The sequence below is a fragment of the Variovorax sp. YR634 genome (assembly GCF_900106655.1).
Lineage (GTDB): Bacteria > Pseudomonadota > Gammaproteobacteria > Burkholderiales > Burkholderiaceae_C > Variovorax.
Map to the genome: position 1 here is coordinate 34,218 of NZ_FNOL01000005.1, position 18,813 is coordinate 53,030.

Here is an 18,813-nt window from a genome sequence, read left to right on the forward strand (position 1 = left end):
GAACTGCCTCACCAACCGGGGAACTCGAACCGGTTGCCTGAATGAAAGGGCCGGTGATCTGTGGGAGATTATGACAGGAAAAACGCGCCGGCCAACGCATTGCGCGCTGGCCGGTTGAAATGTCGCTTAAGCGAGTTGCTGGTCGATGAAGGCCGTGAGTTGCGCCTTGCTCATGGCGCCGACCTTGGTGGCGGCCAGCTGGCCGTCCTTGAACAGCATCAGCGTGGGGATGCCGCGAATGCCGAACTTGGCGGGGATGTCGCGGTTCTCGTCCACGTTCAGCTTGGCGATCTGCAGCTTGCCTTCGTAGGTGGCCGACACTTCGTCCAGGATGGGGGCGATCATCTTGCAGGGGCCGCACCATTCGGCCCAGTAGTCGACCAGCACGGGCTGGCTGGACTTGAGCACGTCGGCCTCGAAGGAGGAATCGGAGATGTGTTTGATGAGTTCGCTGGCCATGTGATGGATCCTTGTGCGCAGAGAGTTTCGGTGCAGCTAAAGTGCTGGTCATTGTGACAGAAACCAAGGGGTGGCGTGCCTTGCAGGGCCGCTATGGCGGCGATAGCCAAAGCCCTTGCGTGTCACGTCCACGCGCTCTCCAACCCCTCGATAGAACATGAACGAAGGCCACCCCGTCCAGGCCCTGTGGTGCGATCCCGCCGACGGCGTCGTCGCGCGGATCGTCCGCGCGCTCGCCGAGCGCCAGCTGCATGCCGCCCGCACCGTGGTGCTGGTGCCCTATGCGCAGCTGATGGGCGTGGCGCGCGCCATGTGGGCGCGATGCGGCAGCCCCGGCTTCGTGCCGCGCTTCGAAACCACCTACAACTGGGCCCGCAGTGCGGGCGGTTTCGTGCCGACCGGCTACGACATCGCGCACGACATGGCGCGCGATCTCGTCACGGCGCAGGCACTGCTGTCGCAGGCCGGTTTCAACGCCGAGCGCTTCGCCTTGGCCGGCCGCGTCGTCGAGCTGGCGTATCAACTGGCGCCCCTCGCCGCTGCCGTGACGCCCGAGGAGCGGGGCGGCGAATGGGCGCAGCACGCGGCGAGCGTGGCCGAGGCGGGCAGCGAATCGGAGTGGTTCCGCATAGAAAGCGCGCTGATCCGCATCGCCGTCGCGTGGACCTCGACCTCGGGCTACGCAACCGACGTGCTCCGGCGCGACAGCACCCGCGCGCAGGTCGATGCGCTGATCGTGCTCGAGGGCTTCCAGACCGATCCGCTCACGCAATCTCTCTGCAAGCTGTGGGGCGACCATGCCCTTCATCTCTCGCTCGTGCCCTCCGGTGTGCTGGCGCAACCCTGTGCCTCGCATATCGCCCTCGACCCTGAAGACGAGGCCGAACTCGCCGCCGCCTGCGTGCTGCGCCACCTCGCCGAAGACCGCGCACCGGTCGCCCTGGTCGCGACCGACCGTGCCCTCACGCGCCGTATCAGCGCCCAGTTGAGCGCGCAAGGCGTCGTCACGCACGACGAAACCGGCTGGAAGCTCTCGACCACGCGCGCCGCCGCCACGCTGATGAGCGCGCTGCGCGCCTGCGCCCACGACGCCGCCAGCGACCAGGTGCTCGAATGGCTCAAGAGCGGCGTCGACGGTGACGCACCGACCGTACAGCTGCTCGAAGCACGTCTGCGCCGTGAAGGCCAGCGCGACTGGTCGGCGTGGTGTGCATTCATGGCACGCAGCGAGAAACCACAAGACGCCACGCTGCTGTCCTTCACCGAGGCCATTGAAGAGCGCCGAGCGCCCATGACCCGCTCGCGCCCCTTGGCCGAATGGCTGCACGCGCTGCGCGAACTGCTGGAGGCCAGCGGCCAATGGGCGTTGCTCGACGAAGACCTTGCCGGCGGCAAAGTGATCGGCGCCCTGTGGCTCGATGCCGGCGCGCACGGCGACGACGACGAATTCCCCGGTGGCCGTCACACGCTGGCCGAATTCACCGCCTGGGTCCGCGACGTGCTGGAAGACGCGAGCTTCGTGCCCCCCGCTGGCGACCAGGCGCCGAAGGTCGTGGTGCTGCCGCTATACCAACTGCTGGGCCGCGCGTTCGGCGCGGTGGTCATTCCCGGCTGCGACGACCGCCGCCTACCCGCATCGCCCGAGCCGCCCGGCAACTGGAGCGCGGCGCAGCGCCTCGAGCTGGGCCTGCCGTCGCGCGAAACGCTCGAAGCTGCACAGCGTGCGGCCTGGGCTGCGGCCTTGCACAACCCGTCGTGCGAGTTGATCTGGCGCCAATCTGATGCCAGCGGCGAGCCGGTGCGGCCCAGCCCGCTCGTACAGGCGCTGCAGCTCGACCACGCGCTGCAGCCCTCGGCCGACCCGCGCACACCGCGCGAGGTGGCAGTGCAGCCAACAAAGTATCCGACCCCCTCGGGCGCGCTCCTGCCGCTGGAGAACATCTCCACCAGCGTGTACGAAGACCTGCGGCGCTGCCCCTACCGTTTTTTCGCGCTGCGGCAACTGGGCCTGCGCAGCGCAGACGAACTCGACGCCGAGATCGACAAGCGCGACTTCGGCAACTGGTTGCATGCCGTGCTCGGCCACTTCCACGAGGCGCTGGCCGCAACCCCGACGCAGGATGCGCAGGAACGCACCGCCCTCATCGAAGAGGCGGCCCGGCGGTCGATGCACGAGCTCAGCCTCTCCGAGGCGGAGTTCCTGCCTTTCGCTGCGGCATGGCCCGCGGTGCGCGACGGCTATCTCGGCTGGCTCACCGGGCACGAGGCGGCCGGAGCCGTCTTCGCCGAAGCCGAGCCGTGGAAAGACCAGCCGCTGGGCAACCTGCGGTTGATCGGCCGGCTCGACCGCATCGACCGTATGCCCGGCGGCCAAGCCTTCGTGATCGACTACAAGACCGAGTCGGCAGCCGTCAGCAAGGAGCGCGTGAAAGACCCGACCGAAGACACGCAGCTGGCCTTCTACGCCGCGCTGGTGGCCGACGACACCTTGCGCGCGGCCTACGTCAACGTGGGCGAAAAATCCTCCGGCACGCAGACCGTCGAGCAGCCTGCCGTCGTGGAAGCCAGGGACGCACTGGTGGCCGGCATCATCCATGACTTCACGCGCATCGCGCAGGGTGCGGCGCTACCGCCACTGGGGGAGGGCGCTGTCTGCGACTACTGCGCGGCCCGCGGCCTCTGCCGCAAGGACTTCTGGGAGGCGTCGAAATGAACGGCGCAGCCTACGAGCACAACGGCCGGCACGTCACGCGCGAGGCCTTCTACACCGTCGCATGCGATCCGCGACGCTCGGTTGCCGTCGAGGCCTGCGCCGGTGCCGGAAAGACCTGGATGCTGGTGTCGCGCATCCTGCGTGCGTTGCTCGAAGAGGGCGAATCCGCCTGCGAGCCGCACGAGATCCTGGCCATCACCTTCACGAAGAAGGCGGCCGGCGAAATGCGCGAGCGGCTCGACCAGTGGCTCGAAGACTTCGCCGAACGAACACCGGAAGAGCTGGTCAGCCAGCTCGTGATGCGCGGCGTCGAGCCTGCAGCCGCGCTGGCGGCCGTGCCGCGTCTGAAGGGCCTCTACCGACGCCTGCTCGAAGGCGGCCGGCCGGTGCAGTTCCGCACCTTCCACGCTTGGTTCGCGGGCCTGCTGCGCAATGCGCCGCTCGCGGTGCTGCGTGAACTGGGCCTGCCCTCGAACTACGAACTGCTCGAAGACGACGCCGAGGCGCGCGGGCACACGTGGCGGCCATTCTTCGAGGCCGTGACCGCCGACAGGAACGCGCTGGCCGACTACTACGCCGTCGTCGCCACGCACGGCCGCTCGCAGACGGCCAAGGCCTTGAGCGAGGCGCTGTCGAAGCGTGTCGAGTTCTCTCTGGCCGACGCGGAGAACGCCGTGCTGCATTTCAGCGTGTTCTATCCGTCGCTCGAGGGGCTGGCTGACCCCACCGAGGCCTTGCGGGGCGAGCAGGTTCGCCAGCGTTGGCTCGACCGCGCCGCTGCGCTCGGCCGCGAGAGCAACAAGACGCCGCAGAAGGCGGCCGAAGCCATCATCGACGTGTTCGGCACGGGCGAACCCGCCGGCGATTCGCTGGCTGCCGCGCTCGCGCACCTGCGCAAGAACTTCTTCGTGGCGACCGAGGACCGCCTCAACAAGAACCTGCAGAAATTCCCTGCCGCACAAGAGGCCGAGGTCGAGCTGCAGGTGCTGTGCGGCGCACAGGCCCAGCACGCCGCATGGCTCTACCAGCAGCGCATGACGCGGCTCACGCGCATCCTGATCGCGGCCTTTGCCGATGTGAAGCGCGCCCACGGCTGGGTCGACATGAACGACGTCGAGCAGGCCGCGCAACTGCTGCTCGGCCAGTCGGCCCTGTCGGGATGGGTGCAGGAGCGGCTCGACGCGCGCATCGCGCACCTGCTGATCGACGAGTTCCAGGACACCAACCCGCTGCAATGGCAAGCGCTCTACGGCTGGCTCAGTGCGTACACGGGTGCGCAGGGCCGTGCGCCGCGCGTGTTCATCGTGGGCGACCCGAAGCAGAGCATCTACCGCTTCCGTCGGGCCGAGCCGCAGGTGTTTATCGCTGCCAAGAAGTTCGTGCGCGAAGGGCTTGACGGCGAACTGCTGAACTGTGACCACACCCACCGCAATGCGCGTTCCGTGGTCGGACTGGTCAACGCAGCGATGCTGGCCGCGCAGGAGGCCGGCGAGTTCGACGGCTACCGTGCCCACACCACCGAGCGCGGCGACAACGGCGAACTGCTCAAGCTGCCGGCTATCGACCGTGATGCGCTCGGCGATACGGCCGAAGCAGCGCCGGCCGACGACGGCATGCTGCACTGGCGTGACAGCCTCGTCACGCCGCGCGTGCTGCCCGAAGAGCAATTGCTGCAGAAAGAATGCGAACAGGCCGCGCAATGGGTGGCGCAGCGCATCGCCGACGGCACGCCACCGCGGCAGATCATGGTGCTGGCGCGCAGGCGCAGCCGGCTCTCGGCCATGCAGGACGCGCTGCGCCAGCGCCACATCCCCGTGCAGCAGCCCGAGAAAAACGACCTGCACGACGCGCCCGAAGTGCAGGACGTGGTTGCGCTGATCGACGCGCTGGTGTCGCCCGCGCACGATCTTTCGCTGGCGCGGGCGCTGAAGTCGCCGGTGTTCGTCATCGACGACGAGGCGCTGGTGCAGCTCGCGCTGCGCCAGCGCGAGCGCGGCGCAGTGAGCTGGTTCGCGTTGATCCAGAAGGACGAGAGCCTGCCGCCAGCGTTGATCGAGGCGGGCCCGAAGCTCAAGAAATGGCAGCGCTGGCTGATGACGCTGCCGCCCCACGATGCGCTCGACGCGATCTTTCACGACGGCGACCTGCTCGCGAAATTCGGCGCCGCGGTTCCGGCCGCGATGCGCCAGAGCGCGCTGGCCAATCTGCGCGGCGTGTTGTCCGCGTCGCTCGACATCGATGGCGCGCGTTTCGCCACGCCGTATGCACTGGTGCGCGCGCTGCGTGCGGGCGGCGTTCGCGCCCCGACAGTAGCAGCGCCCGATGCGGTGCAATTGCTGACCGTGCACGGCGCGAAGGGGCTGGAAGCCGACACCGTGCTCATGCTTGATTGCGACGCGCCGCCACCGCGCGCCCAGACCATGGGCGTGCTCGTCGAATGGAAGGGCAGCGACAGCGCACCAACGCGCTTCGTGTTCCTCGCAAGCGAGAAGACGCCGCCGGCCTGCGCCGCAACGCTGCTCGAAGAAGAGCAACGCGCGCGCCACCGCGAAGAACTCAATGGCCTTTATGTGGCCACCACGCGGGCGCGCGAGCGGCTGGTGCTGTCGTCGGTGCGTCCGGCGCGTGCCAACGAAGGCAGCTGGTGGACGCGCCTGGAGCCCCTGTGCGAGCCCACAGAGGCTGACGAGCCGCTGGTCGCGCTTCCAACCGAGACCGGCGCGGCCAGCTTCTCGATGAAGCACATGCCGGTAGCGCCTGCACCCACCGAACAACCGTCTGCAAAGAAGGCTGCCAACACCACGAGCGATGCGCGAGCCGCCGCTTTCGGCCAGGCCATGCACCGGCTGCTCGAATGGGCGGTGCCGGGCGAGCCGCTGCCAGCGGCCCACGTGCGCGCCGCAGCCCGCGAATTCATGCTCGATGCCCAGCAGGCACGCGGTGCCGCCGCGCTGGCCCAGCGCATCCGCGCGGGCGAAGGGGCGTGGGTGTGGGACGATCGCAGGGTCGACTGGCATGGCAACGAAGTCACGCTGGTGCATGAAGGCGAAACCTTGCGCATCGATCGTCTGGTGCGCGAGCGCGACGGCGGCGTCTGGTGGATCCTCGACTACAAATCCGCGGCGCGCCCCGAACGGGACGCCGCGCTGATCGCACAGATGCAGCGCTACCGCGCGGCAGTGCAACATGCCTATCCCGGTGCCACGGTGCGCGTCGCGTTCCTCACCGGGCAGGGCGAACTGGTAAATCTCGAATGACTGTTTCCCCTACCGTCGCCGTCATCGGCGGCGGACCTGCCGGCCTGATGGCGGCTGAAGTCTTGAGCGCCTCCGGTGCGCAAGTGCATGTCTATGACGCGATGCCTTCGGTGGGCCGCAAGTTTTTGCTGGCCGGCCGCGGCGGGCTGAATCTCACGCATTCGGAGCCCTTCGATGTGTTCATGAGCCGTTTTGGTGAGCGCCGCGCGCAGCTGGAGCCGATGCTTGCGCAGTTCGGGCCGCAGCAGGTGCGCGAATGGGCGACCGGCCTTGGAATCGAGACCTTTGTCGGCACGTCGGGGCGTGTGTTTCCGACCGACATGAAGGCCGCGCCGTTGCTGCGTGCGTGGCTGCATCGGCTGCGTGCGGCGGGTGTGCAGTTTCATATGCGGCATCGCTGGGTGGGCGACGGATCATTCGATGCGGCGGCATTGCGATTCTCGACACCCGCTGGCGACGTCACTGCAAAGGCCGATGCCGTGGTGCTGGCACTGGGCGGCGCAAGCTGGGCGCGCCTCGGCTCTGACGGCGCGTGGGTGCCATGGCTGCAGGCGCAGGGCGTGGAGGTGGCGCCGCTGGTGCCCGCCAACTCCGGCTTCGACGGTGCGGGCTGGAGCGAGCATTTCTCCAGCCGCTTTGCGGGGCAGCCCTTCAAGTCGGTCGCGATTTCCTTCACTGACAGCCAGGGACGGCACTTTGCACGCAAGGGCGAGTTCGTTGCGACGGCCACGGGTATCGAAGGCAGCCTGATCTATGCGGCATCGGCGCTGCTGCGCGACGAGATCGCTGCAAAAGGAAGTGCGACGCTGCTGCTGGACCTGCTGCCCGACCGCAGCGCCGAGCAGGTCCTGGCCGCGGTCACGCATCCGCGCGGCGCTCGCTCGCTCAGCAGCCACCTCAAGAGCCGGCTCGGGCTAGAAGGCATCAAGGCCGGCGTGTTGCACGAAGCATTGAGCCGCGAAGCGATGCAGGATGCGGCGCAACTGGCGGCGACGATCAAGGCCGTGCCTTTGAAGCTCGTCGCGACGCGGCCGATCGACGAGGCGATCAGCACGGCTGGCGGCGTGCGCTTCGACGCGCTGGATGCGCAGTTGATGGCGAACGCACTGCCCGGCGTGTTCGCGGCAGGGGAGATGCTCGATTGGGAAGCGCCGACTGGTGGCTACTTGCTGACGGCGTCGATGGCCAGTGGCGCTGCGGCAGCACGCGGCGCGATCCAGCGGCTGGGCCTGTGAAGGCCTCGCGCCGTTGGAATTTCTGTCGCTGAGAGTTTTTGCAAGCCTCGTTTCATTTCGCACGGAATGAAACGAAGCCGCTGAAGAGGTTGACGAGCCTTACCCCTGGCACTGACTACGCAGTTAGGGCTGCTTGGTTCCCCACCTGACCCGGTTGGCCACTTCACCATGCAGGGAGGCCCGTCAGCACGCATTGTAACCCCCCAGGATGCGCGCACTTCGTGTCGCTTCTCCTTCCCCCTGCCGGGGGCGACACCTGAGGCCCCGGCGAAGCCGGTTCCTCGGTGTCCCACGAAAAGGCAGGCTTTTTTGATTGCGGGGTAGGGCTGAGGGCCGGCGCCGTGCCTTTTAGAATGCCCGCAATGTCTTATCTCGTGCTCGCTCGCAAGTTCCGTCCGAAAACCTTCGGTGAGATGGTCGGTCAGGGGCATGTGGTTCAGGCGCTCGAGAACGCGTTGACCACGCAGCGCCTGCATCACGCCTATCTTTTCACCGGCACCCGGGGTGTCGGCAAGACCACGGTCTCGCGGATTCTGGCGAAGTCGCTCAACTGCCAGGGGCCGGACGGGCAGGGCGGCATCACGGCCACGCCGTGTGGCGTGTGCCAGGCCTGCCGCGACATCGACTCGGGTCGCTTCGTGGACTACACCGAGCTCGACGCGGCCTCGAACCGCGGCGTGGACGAGGTGCAGTCGTTGCTCGAACAGGCCGTCTACAAGCCGGTGCAGGGGCGCTTCAAGGTCTTCATGATCGACGAAGTGCACATGCTCACGAACACCGCGTTCAACGCGATGCTGAAGACGCTCGAGGAGCCGCCCGAGTACCTCAAGTTCGTGCTGGCCACGACCGATCCGCAGAAGGTGCCGGTCACGGTGCTGTCGCGCTGCCTGCAGTTCAACCTGCGGCCGATGGCGCCCGAGACGGTGCTCGAGCACCTCACCAGCGTGCTGCAGACCGAGAACGTCCCAGCCGAGCCGCAGGCGCTGCGCCTGCTGGCGCGCGCGGCGCGCGGCTCGATGCGCGACGCGCTGTCGCTCACCGACCAGGCCATCGCATTCGGCAACGGCGAGCTGGTCGAGGCCGGCGTGCGTCAGATGCTCGGCAGCGTCGATCGCGGCCATGTGTTCCGCCTGATCGAGGCGCTGGCGCAGGGCGATGGCAGGACGGTGGTCGAGACATCGGAGGCGCTGCGCGTCGACGGCATGTCCGCCGCCTCCACGCTCGAGGAAATGACGGCAGTGCTGCAGGCCATGGCCGTGCTGCAGGCCGTGCCCTCGCGGGCGGAGTCGGCCGATTCCGCCACCGACCCCGACGCCGCAGACACCGCGCGCCTTGCCGCGCTGATGCCGGCCGACGAAACGCAGCTGCTGTACAGCCTGTGCCTGCATGGCCGCGGCGAGCTGGGCCTGGCCCCCGACGAGTACGCCGCCCTGACCATGGTGCTGTTGCGGCTATTGGCCTTCAAACCTTCCAGCGCGGCTGCTTCGACGGCCTCCCCGGAAAAAAAAACTCTGAATGAAGCTGCGGCCGTGGCGCCGGTAGCTCCGGCGCGCACCGTGCCACCTGCTCCGGCGCGCACCGTGCCACCTGCTCCGGCCCCAGCCCCCGCGCCGGTGGCTCGCCCCCCGGTCGAATCGCCTGCTGCACCCGCGCCAGCGCCTGCCTACGCTGCCTCGGTTCCCGCCGGCCATCGCCTCGCCGTGGTCGACGAACCCCGGCAGGCCGAACCCCGCCCCGGCGCTGCCGCCGAAGCACCCGCCCGGGTTGTCGGCGTGCCCATCCGCGTGCAGCCTCCGCCCAGTGCCCGCGACACGCCACGCGCCGACGAGCCGCGCAGCACATTCACCCCCATTCCGACCAGCGAAGACGGCGATTTCTGGTACGCCACGGTCTCCCAACTGATCGCGGCCGAGGCCATCACCGCCTTGGCGCGCGAACTGGCGCTGCAATCGCAGCTGGTGGGCCGCGACACCGACCAGTGGCTGCTGCGCATCGAGCGCGAAACGCTCAACCAGCCGTCCAGCCGCGAAAAGCTGACGGCTGCGCTGGGCAGCCTGGGCCACGACGTCAAGCTCGCCATCGAGATCGGCAGCGTGGTCGACAGCCCCGCGCGCCGCAACAAACAGGCCGCGGACGAGCGACAGCGCGTGGCCGAAGAGGCCATCCTCAGCGACCCTGAAGTGCAGGCACTGATGCGCGACTTCGATGCGAAGATCGTCCCTGGCACGCTGAAACCAGCCTGAGCTTCCGTCTCTCTTATCCTTCACCCACTTTCCAACCAGACACAGGACCAACGATGTTCAACAAAGGACAACTGGCCGGCCTCATGAAGCAGGCGCAGGCAATGCAGGACAACCTCAAGAAGGCCCAGGAAGAGCTGGCCCACATCGAGGTCGAAGGCGAATCCGGCGCCGGCCTCGTCAAGGTCGTCATGACCTGCAAGCACGACGTCAAGCGCATCACCATCGACCCCAGCCTGCTGGCGGACGACAAGGACATGCTCGAAGACCTCGTGGCTGCCGCCTTCAACGCTGCCGTGCGCAAGGCCGAGGAAACCAGCGAGCAGAAGATGGGCAAGCTGACGGCCGGTATGCCAGGTCTCCCGCCCGGCATGAAGCTGCCGTTCTGAGCGAGCGGTCGCAATAAATGGCAGACGCCAGTTCGCTCGACGCCTTGGTCGATGCGCTGCGCCGCCTGCCCGGTGTCGGCGTCAAGTCGGCTTCGCGCATGGCATTCCACCTGCTGCAGCACGACCGCGAGGGCGCACAGCTGCTCGCACGCGCACTGCAGCAGGCCGCAGGCCACGTGCGGCATTGCGAGCGCTGCAACACCTTTACCGAGGCGCCGGTCTGCAACGTCTGCCTCGACACGCGGCGCGATGCGAGCAAGCTCTGCGTGGTCGAGACGCCGGCCGACCAGGCCGCGCTCGAACGCACCGGCGCGTTCCGCGGCTATTACTTCGTGCTGATGGGCAAGCTCAGTCCGCTCGACGGCATAGGGCCGAAGGACATCGGCCTGCAGAAGCTCTTCGACCGCGCGCGCGACGGCACGGTGAGCGAGGTCATCCTCGCCACGAACTTCACCGCTGAGGGCGAGGCCACCGCGCACGTGATCGGCGAGGCTCTGAAGCAGCATGGCCTGACCGTAACGCGCCTTGCACGCGGCGTGCCGGCCGGCAGCGAGCTCGAGTACGTCGATCTCGGCACCATCGCCCATGCCCTGGTAGACCGCAGGTAGCGCGCACGGCGCTGCCTGCGCACTCGCGTTTCCACTCGATATCGCAATACTTTTTCCGGCGCGATGATGCCTTGGCGAAGGCTTCTCGGAGAGGCCTTCGTGCTTACGTGAAAACCCGCACGGGATCACCCCGATGCAGCCGTGTGGTGCGGCCCCTAAGCTCGATTCAGTTCTTACGAGTCACAGAGCCAACGGGCAACGTTTCATGCTTCATCGCCGCACTCTCATTTCAGCTACTGCCGCCATCGCCGCTGCAACCATCGCGTTGCCGCGCGTCTTTGCGCAGCAGGCGAAGCTGGAGAAGACGAAGATCTCCATCGCGGTCGGCGGCAAGGCGGCGTTCTACTACCTGCCGCTCACCATCTCGGAGCAGCTCGGCTACTTCAAGGCCGAAGGGCTCGATGTGGAGATTTCCGATTTCGCCGGCGGCGCACGTGCGCTGCAGGCGGTGGTCGGCGGTTCGGCCGATGTCTGCTCGGGCGCCTACGAACACACCATCAACCTGCAGGCCAAGAACCAGTTCTTCCAGGCCTTCGTGTTGCAGGGCCGTGCACCGCAGATCGCGGTGGGCGTGTCGACCAAGAACATGGCCGGCTACACCGGCATCCAGGATCTCAAGGGGAAGAAGATCGGCGTCTCCGCGCCGGGCTCGTCGACCAACATGGTGGCCAACCTCGTGCTCTCGCGCGGCGGGCTCAAGGCCAGTGACGTGAGCTTCATCGGCGTGGGCGTGGCGGCCGGTGCGCTCACCGCGCTGCGCTCGGGCCAGATCGACGCCATCAGCAACACCGACCCGGTGATGACGATGCTGGAGCAGAAGGGTGACGTGAAGATCATCAGCGACACGCGCACGCTCAAGGGCACGCTGCAGGTGTTCGGCGGCACGATGCCGGCCGCCTGCCTGTATGCGTCGAGCGAGTTCATCCAGAAGAATCCCAACACCTGCCAGGCGCTGGCGAATGCCATCGTGCACGGCCTGAAGTGGCTGCAGACGGCGGGGCCCGGCGACATCATCAAGACGGTGCCCGAGACTTATCTGCTCGGCGACCGCGCGCTGTATCTCGCGTCGTTCGACAAGGTGCGCGAATCGATCGCCACCGACGGCCTCGTGCCGGTCGACGGCCCCAAGACGGCGCTCACTGCGATCGCAAGCTTCGATACCACCGTGAAGGCCGACAAGATCGACCTCGCGAAAACCTACACCAACGATTTTGCTAGGCGCGCGAAAGACAGGTTCAAAGCCTGATTCCGAACGTCCCCGCGACCCGGCCTCGGCCGGGTTTTTTACGCCATGTCCGACTACGCACTCGAACTTCTCTCCATCAGCTGCACCTTCCATTCGAAGGACGATCCGGGCCAGCGCTACACGGCGGTGGCCGACACCACGCTGCGCATCAGGGCAGGGGAGTTCGTCTCGGTGGTCGGACCCACAGGCTGCGGCAAGTCGACGCTGCTGAACGTGGGCGCGGGCCTGCTCGAGCCCTCTTCGGGCACCGTGAAGGTCTTCGGCCAGACGCTCGAGGGCATCAACACGCGCGCCGGCTACATGTTCCAGACCGAGGCACTGATGCCCTGGCGCAGTGCCGTCGACAACGTGATGGTGGGCCTGCAATACCGCGGTGTGCCCGATGCCGAGGCGCGCGAGCAGGCCGAGGCCTGGCTCTCGCGCGTGGGGCTCTCGGGCTTCGGCGACCGCTATCCGCACCAGCTTTCCGGTGGCATGCGAAAGCGCGTGGCGCTGGCGCAGACGCTGGTGCTCGACCCCGACATCATCCTCATGGACGAACCCTTCAGTGCGCTCGACGTCCAGACGCGCCAGTTGATGGAGAACGAGGTGCTCGACCTCTGGAGCGCGAAGAAGAAGGCGGTGCTGTTCATCACGCACGACCTCGACGAGGCCATTGCGATGAGCGACCGCGTGGTGGTGCTGTCGGCCGGCCCTGCGACGCACCCCATCGGCGAGTTCGCCATCGACCTTGCAAGGCCGCGCGACGTGGCCGAGGTGCGCACGCAGCCGCGCTTCGTCGAGCTGCACACCCAGATCTGGGAGGTGCTGCGCGACGAGGTGCTCAAGGGCTATGCGCAGCAGCTGAGGAAGGCCGCCTGATGCCTCGCCTCGGACTCAATGAACGCAACGCGCGCTTCTGGCAGCTGGCACTGCTGGTGGTGATCCTGGTGGCGTGGCACATCGCCTCGCGCAACCAGCAGTTCGCCTTCTTCCTCGGCGAGCCGATCCAGGTGGCGGGCCGCATCTGGAGCTGGTTCCTGCCTTTTGAACTGCCGGCTAATGCGCTCTTTCCCGAAGGGCTGAAGGGCAACGCCGACATCTACCAGCACCTGGGCACCACGCTGCTGGAGACAGTGCTGGCCTTCGTCATCGGCACAGTGCTGGGCCTGGCCTGCGGGCTGTGGCTGGCGCTCGCGCCCACGGCGAGCCTGATCCTCGACCCCTACATCAAGGCCGCCAATTCGATGCCGCGCGTGATCCTCGCGCCCATCTTCGCGCTGTGGTTCGGGCTGGGCATCTGGAGCAAGGTGGCGCTGGCGGTCACGCTGGTGTTTTTCATCGTGTTCTTCAACGTCTACCAGGGCGTGCGCGAGGTGAGCCCGGTGGTGCTGGCCAACGCGAAGATGCTGGGCGCCAACCAGCGGCAGCTGCTGCGCACGGTGTACCTGCCGAGCGCGACCAGCTGGGTGTTTTCCAGCCTGCACACTTCGGTCGGCCTGGCCTTTGTTGGTGCGGTGGTGGGCGAGTACCTGGGCTCGGCGCGGGGCGTGGGTTATCTGATCCTGCAGGCTGAGGGCACCTTCGACGTCAACACGGTGTTCGCCGGCATTGTGGTGCTCACGGCCTTTGCGCTGGCGCTCGACGGGATCGTAGGGCTCATCGAAAAGCGCCTGATGAAGTGGCAGCCGAAGACCGGCGAGACCGAAAAGCTCTAGAGCCCTCATGCGATGATCCTGCGCGGCGCTGAGGAGTGCCGCAACGATCCACGGGGGTAAACGAACAATGAGCCACGACCACAAGCGGGCCACGACCTTGCGCTCGCGCGACCAGGCCGCCAAGGTTTCGAACGAAGAGCTGTTCTTCGACCTGGTCTACGCGTTTTCAGTCACGCAGCTTTCCCACTACCTGCTGGACCACCTCACGCTATTGGGTGCGCTCCAGACAATGGTCATGTGGTTCGCTGTCTGGCTGGGCTGGCAGTACACGGCCTGGACCACCAACTGGTTCAACCCCAGCGCGCTGCGCATCCGCGGCGTACTGTTCGCAATCATGCTGCTGGCGATGGTGATGGCCTCGGCGCTGCCAGGGGCCTTTGCCGAGCGGGGACTGGCGTTCGCGCTGTGCTTTGTGGGCATCCAGGCGGGGCGCACGCTCTGCATGCTGATCGCCATCGGCCCGAACGATCCGCTCACACCCAACTTCCGGCGCTTGCTGGCGTGGAATTGCGTGGCCGGCGTGTTCTGGATCGCCGGCGGACTGGCCGATGGGCCGGCGCGCCTCGCGCTCTGGTTCGGCGGCGTTTTGTGCGAGTACATCGCACCGATGATCGGCTTGCGCTTTCCGGGCCTGGGCCGTTCGCTGACCAGCGACTGGACCATCGACGGCGGCCACCTCGCCGAGCGCTGCCAGCTGTTCGTGATTGTTGCGCTGGGCGAGTCGGTGCTGGCGACCGGCATCGCCTTCGGGCACCACCCCGAATGGCATGGGAGCGATCTGTTCGCGCTGCTCGTGGGCTTCGCGGGCAGCCTGGCGATGTGGTGGATGTACTTCGACACCAGCGCCAAGGAGGCGACCCATGTCATCGAGCATGCCGCGGACCCGGGCGGCGTCGGCGCCAAGTTCCACTACACGCACGTCATTCTGGTGGCGGGCATCATCGTCTGCGCTGTGGCGGACGAGCTGACGATCGGAGAGGGCTCGCACCATGCCGAGCTCAAGTACCTCGGTGCGCTGATCGGCGGACCGGCGCTCTATCTGTTCGGCAATGCGCTGTTCAAGCGCGTGGTGCGCGGTTTCCTGCCGCAATCGCATCTCTATGGGCTGGGCCTGCTGGCGGTGCTTGCGGTCTTCGCGTCGCACATGACGGTGATGGTGGTGGGCACGCTCACCACGGTCATCATGATCGCCGTGGCTGCGCTGGAGGCGGTGGTACGCCGCAGGGCGTGGGCCGCCAAGGCCCACTGAAGCGCGGCCAGCCTTAGCGCTTCTTCTTTGCCGGCGTGCCGCCGCGCTTCTCGCGCACGACCTGCTGCTTGCTGCTGGCAGGCACCTTGGCCACATTGGAGCCCCGCGGCGCGGCAGCCTTCGAGGACGCACCGCCACGGCGTGCGGGAGCGGCCGCGACGTGCGACGTCTGCACGGGCCGGATGCCGGTGCCCGCGCGGGTCGCAACCGTCGCGCGAACGGGCAGATACACCACCACGCTGTAGCCACGCTTGAACGCGTGATTGGGCTTCACGTCGTTCCACTCGGCCACATTGGCCGGCTTGAGGTTGTAGCGGCGCGCGATGCTGGCAACGCTGTCGGCGCGCCCGGCCTTGACGGTCGTGCGGCGCGTGACGATCTCGGGCTGGAAGCTCAGGTGGCCGCCGTCGGCCACCACGGCCGCCACGTCTTCCTTCACGCGGGCGCCGCGCGGCACGATCAGCGTCGAGCCGGCCTTGATGAGCATGCGCGGCGGCACGTTGTTCATGGCGCGCAGGTCGGCTTCGCTCATGCCCGAGCGCTGGGCCGCATCAGCCACCGTCATGGTGTTGGGCACGACCCAGGCGGTCCAGCTGGCGTACTGGCCCTGCGAATAGGCGTCGAAGTTGCGCTGGAACACGGCCGCGTTGTCCCACGGCAGCAGGATCTGCGGCGTGCCGGCGGCGATCAGCACCGGCTTGTGCGCTGCGGGGTTGAGCGCGCGGAAGTCGTCGAGCCGAACGTCGGCCAGCTTGGCGGCGAGCTCCACGTCGAGGTCGCGCGTGAGCGTGACGGTCTGGAAGTACGGGTGGTTGGCGATCAGCGGCAGTTCGGTGTTGAAGGCCTGCGGGTTCGCCACGATGTTCTTCACGGCCTGCAGCTTGGGCACGTACATGCGCGTTTCGGCGGGCATGGTGAGGTCGCTATAGGTGGTGGGCAGGCCCAGGCGCTGGTTCTTGGCGATGGCGCGGCTCACGCTGCCTTCACCCCAGTTGTAGGCGGCCAGGGCCAGTTGCCAGTCGCCGAACATGCCGTAGAGCTTCTGCAGGTAGTCGAGCGCGGCGCGGGTGGAGGCCACCACGTCGCGGCGGTCGTCACGGAAGATGTTCTGCTTCAGGTCGAAATCGGTACCGGTGGCCGGCATGAACTGCCACATGCCCGCGGCGCGCGCGCTGGAGATAGCCTGAGGGTTGAACGCGCTCTCGATGTAGGGCAGCAGCGCGAGTTCGGTCGGCATGTTGCGCCGCTCGAGTTCCTCGACGATGTGGAAGATGTACTTGTTCGAGCGCTCCGTCATGCGCTGGATGTAGTCGGGCCGGCTGGCGTACCACTGCTCGCGGTCGCGCACCAGGTCGCTGTCGAGGTTGGGCATCTTGAAGCCGCGGCGGATGCGGTCCCACATGTCGACCGGCGGCGCGAGCGTGACCACGCTCTGCGAATGGGCCTGGCCGCTGGGGAGGGGGGAGAGCGAGTCGCGCGGGTAGATGGGGGCCGCGCTGCCGGCGACCTTGGAGCCGGTGCCGCCGGCCTGGGGTGACGATGAAGAAGAGGGGGAAGAGCTGTTGTTGTTCGTGCCCGCGCAGCCCGCGAGCACCAGTGAACCTGCAAGGCAGGTGGCAGCGATAAATTTCATCGGAAGTCGTTTTTCCATTGGCGCAGTGCGGCAAACACGTCGGCTTCGGCTGCATCGGCAGCAAGCTCGGCGTGGGCACGCACCGCTCTAAGGACAGTGGCTTCGCGGCTGCGAAGAAAGGGGTTGACCTGGCGTTCGATCGCCAGTTGTGACGGCAGCGTGGGCTGCCCCTTCGCGCGCAGGCTTTCGCAGCGCGCGTTGTAGTGACTCAGTTCGGCGTTGGCCGGTTCCACCGCCTGGGCGAAACGCAGGTTAGAAAGTGTGTACTCGTGAGCGCAGCAGACGCGCGTGTCGCCGGGCAAAGCGGCGAGCGCATCGAGCGAGGCCAGCATTTGCGCAGGCGTGCCCTCGAACAGCCGTCCGCAGCCACCGGAGAACAGCGTGTCGCCACAGAACAGCAGCGGTGCGTCGTTGAGCGCGGTTTGCGCGGCGGGGAGGAAGTAGGCGATATGGCCGGCCGTATGGCCCGGCACGTCGATGACCTCGAAGCGCAGGCCGAGCACTTCCGCGATGTCGCCCTGCGCCAGCGGCGTGTACGGCTCGGGAATGCGCTCGCGTGCGGGCCCCCAGACCGGGGCGCCGGTGGCTGTATGCAGCGCGGCCACGCCCCCCGTGTGATCGGGGTGGTGGTGCGTGACTAGAATCGCGGCCAGCTGCAGCTTGTGGCGCGCCAGCGCGTCGAACACCGGTTGGGCATCGCCCGGATCCACCACGATGGCGTGGGACCCGTCGTGCAGCATCCAGATGTAGTTGTCAGCGAAGGCGGGCAGCGGAACAAGGGTCATGAGCGGTCAAATTATAGGTTTGCAGGATTGGTTCGCGACCCCCCCGGGGCGCTACCTTCTGGCTTGGGAGCAGGCCCAGTTCGATCAGGCGGTGGCCGATGTGTTCGGCTATCACGCGCTGCAGCTGGGCGCGGCAGAGGTCGACGGGCTGCGCGCCAACCGCATGCCGCACCGCTGGCTGGCGCTGGACGACCCCGCCCGCGCCAGCAAGGCAACGCTCCTGACCGACTTCGCGGCGCTGCCTTTTGCAGCCAACAGCCTCGACCTGGTGGTGATGCCGCACGCGCTCGAACTGAGCCCCGACCCGCACGCCACCCTGCGCGAGGTCGAGCGGGTGCTGGTGCCCGAAGGCCGCGTGGTGATCTGCGGACTCAACCCCGCCAGCCTCTGGGGCATGCGGCAGCGCCGCGCGCACATCTACCGCCGGCTGGGCATCGGCGATCTTTACCTGCCCGAAGGCGGAGAGTTCATCGGCTACTGGCGCATGCGCGACTGGCTGCGCCTGCTGAGCTTCGAGGTGGAGTCGGGCCGCTTCGGCATCTACCGGCCGGCGGTGCGCAGCGAGGCCTGGCTGGAGCGCTCGCGCTGGATGGACGCCGCCGGCGAGCGCTGGTGGCCGATCTTCGGTGCGGCCTACTTCCTGGTCGCGGTGAAGCGGGTGCGCGGCATGCGCCTGCTGAGCGCCGACTGGCGGCGCGCAGGCGCCCGCGCCACCGCGCCCGTGCCCATTGCCGGCAAGGTGCATCGCAGCGAGCCGAACAAGAATTGAAATGATCGAAATCGAATGAAGAGGATCGAATGAAAGAGAAGGAAAAGTCAGTTTGAACGAAGTCGTGATCTACACCGATGGTGCGTGCAAGGGCAATCCCGGCCCCGGTGGCTGGGGCGCGTGGCTCAAGTCGGGCGCCACCGAAAAAGACCTGTTCGGCGGTGAACTCAACACCACCAACAACCGCATGGAGCTGACCGCCGTCATCGAGGGCCTGGCCGCGCTCAAGCGGCCCTGCAAGGTGCTGCTGTATCTCGACAGCCAGTACGTGCGCAAGGGCATCACCGAATGGATCCGCGGCTGGAAGGCCAAGGGCTGGCTCACCGCGAGCAAGCAGCCGGTAAAGAACGTCGAGCTCTGGCAGCGGCTCGACAAGCTGGTGAGCGAAGGCGGCCACCAGATCGAATGGCGCTGGGTCAAGGGCCACTCGGGCGATCCGGGCAACGAGCGCGCCGACATGCTGGCCAACAAGGGCGTGGACAAGGCGCTGGGGCGCCTCTGAGCCGGGCGGCCGCGGGCCGCTCTTTCTTTTA

The 18,813-nt window shown here is 67.3% G+C and carries 15 protein-coding genes and 1 other RNA gene; 12 read left to right on the forward strand and 4 right to left on the reverse strand.

Features of this window, described 5'->3' with window-relative positions:
- Window positions 1-126 precede the first annotated feature (126 nt).
- On the reverse strand, window positions 127-459 hold the full coding sequence (gene trxA / locus BLV60_RS11115) for a thioredoxin TrxA (RefSeq protein ID WP_042578306.1): 333 nt from the start codon (window positions 457-459) through the stop codon (window positions 127-129).
- A 157-nt stretch (window positions 460-616) separates the two neighbouring features.
- Here trxA and BLV60_RS11120 point away from each other — a divergent pair, with 157 nt between their 5' ends.
- Genes BLV60_RS11120 through BLV60_RS11130 form a run of 3 tightly spaced genes read left to right on the forward strand, consistent with a single transcriptional unit; the run spans window position 617 to window position 7,664 of the window.
- Window positions 617-3,172, forward strand: a complete 2,556-nt coding sequence (locus BLV60_RS11120) for a PD-(D/E)XK nuclease family protein (protein ID WP_093054329.1) — start codon at window positions 617-619, stop codon at window positions 3,170-3,172.
- Window positions 3,169-6,429: a UvrD-helicase domain-containing protein gene (locus tag BLV60_RS11125; protein ID WP_093054331.1), complete on the forward strand. Its 3,261-nt coding sequence runs from the start codon at window positions 3,169-3,171 to the stop codon at window positions 6,427-6,429. Before BLV60_RS11120 ends, BLV60_RS11125 begins: the two co-directional genes overlap by 4 nt.
- Complete coding sequence (locus tag BLV60_RS11130; RefSeq protein WP_093054333.1) at window positions 6,426-7,664, forward strand: TIGR03862 family flavoprotein; 1,239 nt, start codon at window positions 6,426-6,428, stop codon at window positions 7,662-7,664. Before BLV60_RS11125 ends, BLV60_RS11130 begins: the two co-directional genes overlap by 4 nt.
- 88 nt (window positions 7,665-7,752) lie before the next feature.
- On the opposite strand, the gene ffs is transcribed toward BLV60_RS11130, so the two are convergent.
- Window positions 7,753-7,849: signal recognition particle sRNA small type (gene ffs / locus BLV60_RS11135), an RNA gene on the reverse strand.
- Window positions 7,850-8,026: 177 nt separating this feature from the next.
- On the opposite strand from ffs, the gene dnaX reads away from it, so the two are divergent.
- The 7 genes from dnaX to BLV60_RS11170 all read left to right on the forward strand — a co-directional run bounded on the left by dnaX (window position 8,027) and on the right by BLV60_RS11170 (window position 15,093).
- Window positions 8,027-9,907: a DNA polymerase III subunit gamma/tau gene (gene dnaX, locus BLV60_RS11140; RefSeq protein ID WP_093054335.1), complete on the forward strand. Its 1,881-nt coding sequence runs from the start codon at window positions 8,027-8,029 to the stop codon at window positions 9,905-9,907.
- Window positions 9,908-9,960: 53 nt separating this feature from the next.
- Window positions 9,961-10,293 (forward strand): YbaB/EbfC family nucleoid-associated protein, encoded by a 333-nt coding sequence (locus tag BLV60_RS11145; protein WP_007836669.1) that lies wholly within the window; start codon window positions 9,961-9,963, stop codon window positions 10,291-10,293.
- 17 nt (window positions 10,294-10,310) lie between these two features.
- Window positions 10,311-10,901 (forward strand): recombination mediator RecR, encoded by a 591-nt coding sequence (gene recR, locus BLV60_RS11150; protein ID WP_093054337.1) that lies wholly within the window; start codon window positions 10,311-10,313, stop codon window positions 10,899-10,901.
- Window positions 10,902-11,106: 205 nt separating this feature from the next.
- Window positions 11,107-12,147 (forward strand): ABC transporter substrate-binding protein, encoded by a 1,041-nt coding sequence (locus BLV60_RS11155; RefSeq protein WP_093054339.1) that lies wholly within the window; start codon window positions 11,107-11,109, stop codon window positions 12,145-12,147.
- A gap of 45 nt (window positions 12,148-12,192) precedes the next feature.
- A complete protein-coding gene (locus BLV60_RS11160; protein ID WP_093054341.1) occupies window positions 12,193-13,008 on the forward strand; it encodes an ABC transporter ATP-binding protein in 816 nt (271 codons plus the stop codon).
- On the forward strand, window positions 13,008-13,844 hold the full coding sequence (locus BLV60_RS11165) for an ABC transporter permease (RefSeq protein ID WP_093054343.1): 837 nt from the start codon (window positions 13,008-13,010) through the stop codon (window positions 13,842-13,844). The genes BLV60_RS11160 and BLV60_RS11165 overlap by 1 nt, the downstream gene beginning before the upstream one ends.
- Window positions 13,845-13,911: 67 nt before the next feature.
- The gene (locus BLV60_RS11170; RefSeq protein WP_093054345.1) at window positions 13,912-15,093 is read left to right on the forward strand and encodes a low temperature requirement protein A; all 1,182 of its coding nucleotides are present in this window, start codon (window positions 13,912-13,914) and stop codon (window positions 15,091-15,093) included.
- Window positions 15,094-15,106: 13 nt separating this feature from the next.
- Here BLV60_RS11170 and BLV60_RS11175 read toward each other — a convergent pair whose 3' ends face one another.
- Both BLV60_RS11175 and gloB read right to left on the reverse strand, forming a co-directional pair.
- Window positions 15,107-16,726, reverse strand: coding sequence for a transglycosylase SLT domain-containing protein (locus BLV60_RS11175; protein ID WP_093054347.1), 1,620 nt, complete (start codon window positions 16,724-16,726; stop codon window positions 15,107-15,109).
- Window positions 16,723-17,511, reverse strand: coding sequence for a hydroxyacylglutathione hydrolase (gloB, locus tag BLV60_RS11180; protein ID WP_093054349.1), 789 nt, complete (start codon window positions 17,509-17,511; stop codon window positions 16,723-16,725). The genes BLV60_RS11175 and gloB overlap by 4 nt, the downstream gene beginning before the upstream one ends.
- Here gloB and BLV60_RS11185 point away from each other — a divergent pair.
- Both BLV60_RS11185 and rnhA read left to right on the forward strand, forming a co-directional pair.
- The gene (locus tag BLV60_RS11185) at window positions 17,510-18,280 is read left to right on the forward strand and encodes a class I SAM-dependent methyltransferase (RefSeq protein WP_256216672.1); all 771 of its coding nucleotides are present in this window, start codon (window positions 17,510-17,512) and stop codon (window positions 18,278-18,280) included. The two genes, gloB and BLV60_RS11185, sit on opposite strands and share 2 nt — an antisense overlap.
- A gap of 52 nt (window positions 18,281-18,332) precedes the next feature.
- Window positions 18,333-18,782: a ribonuclease HI gene (rnhA, locus tag BLV60_RS11190; RefSeq protein ID WP_093054353.1), complete on the forward strand. Its 450-nt coding sequence runs from the start codon at window positions 18,333-18,335 to the stop codon at window positions 18,780-18,782.
- Window positions 18,783-18,813 lie beyond the last annotated feature (31 nt).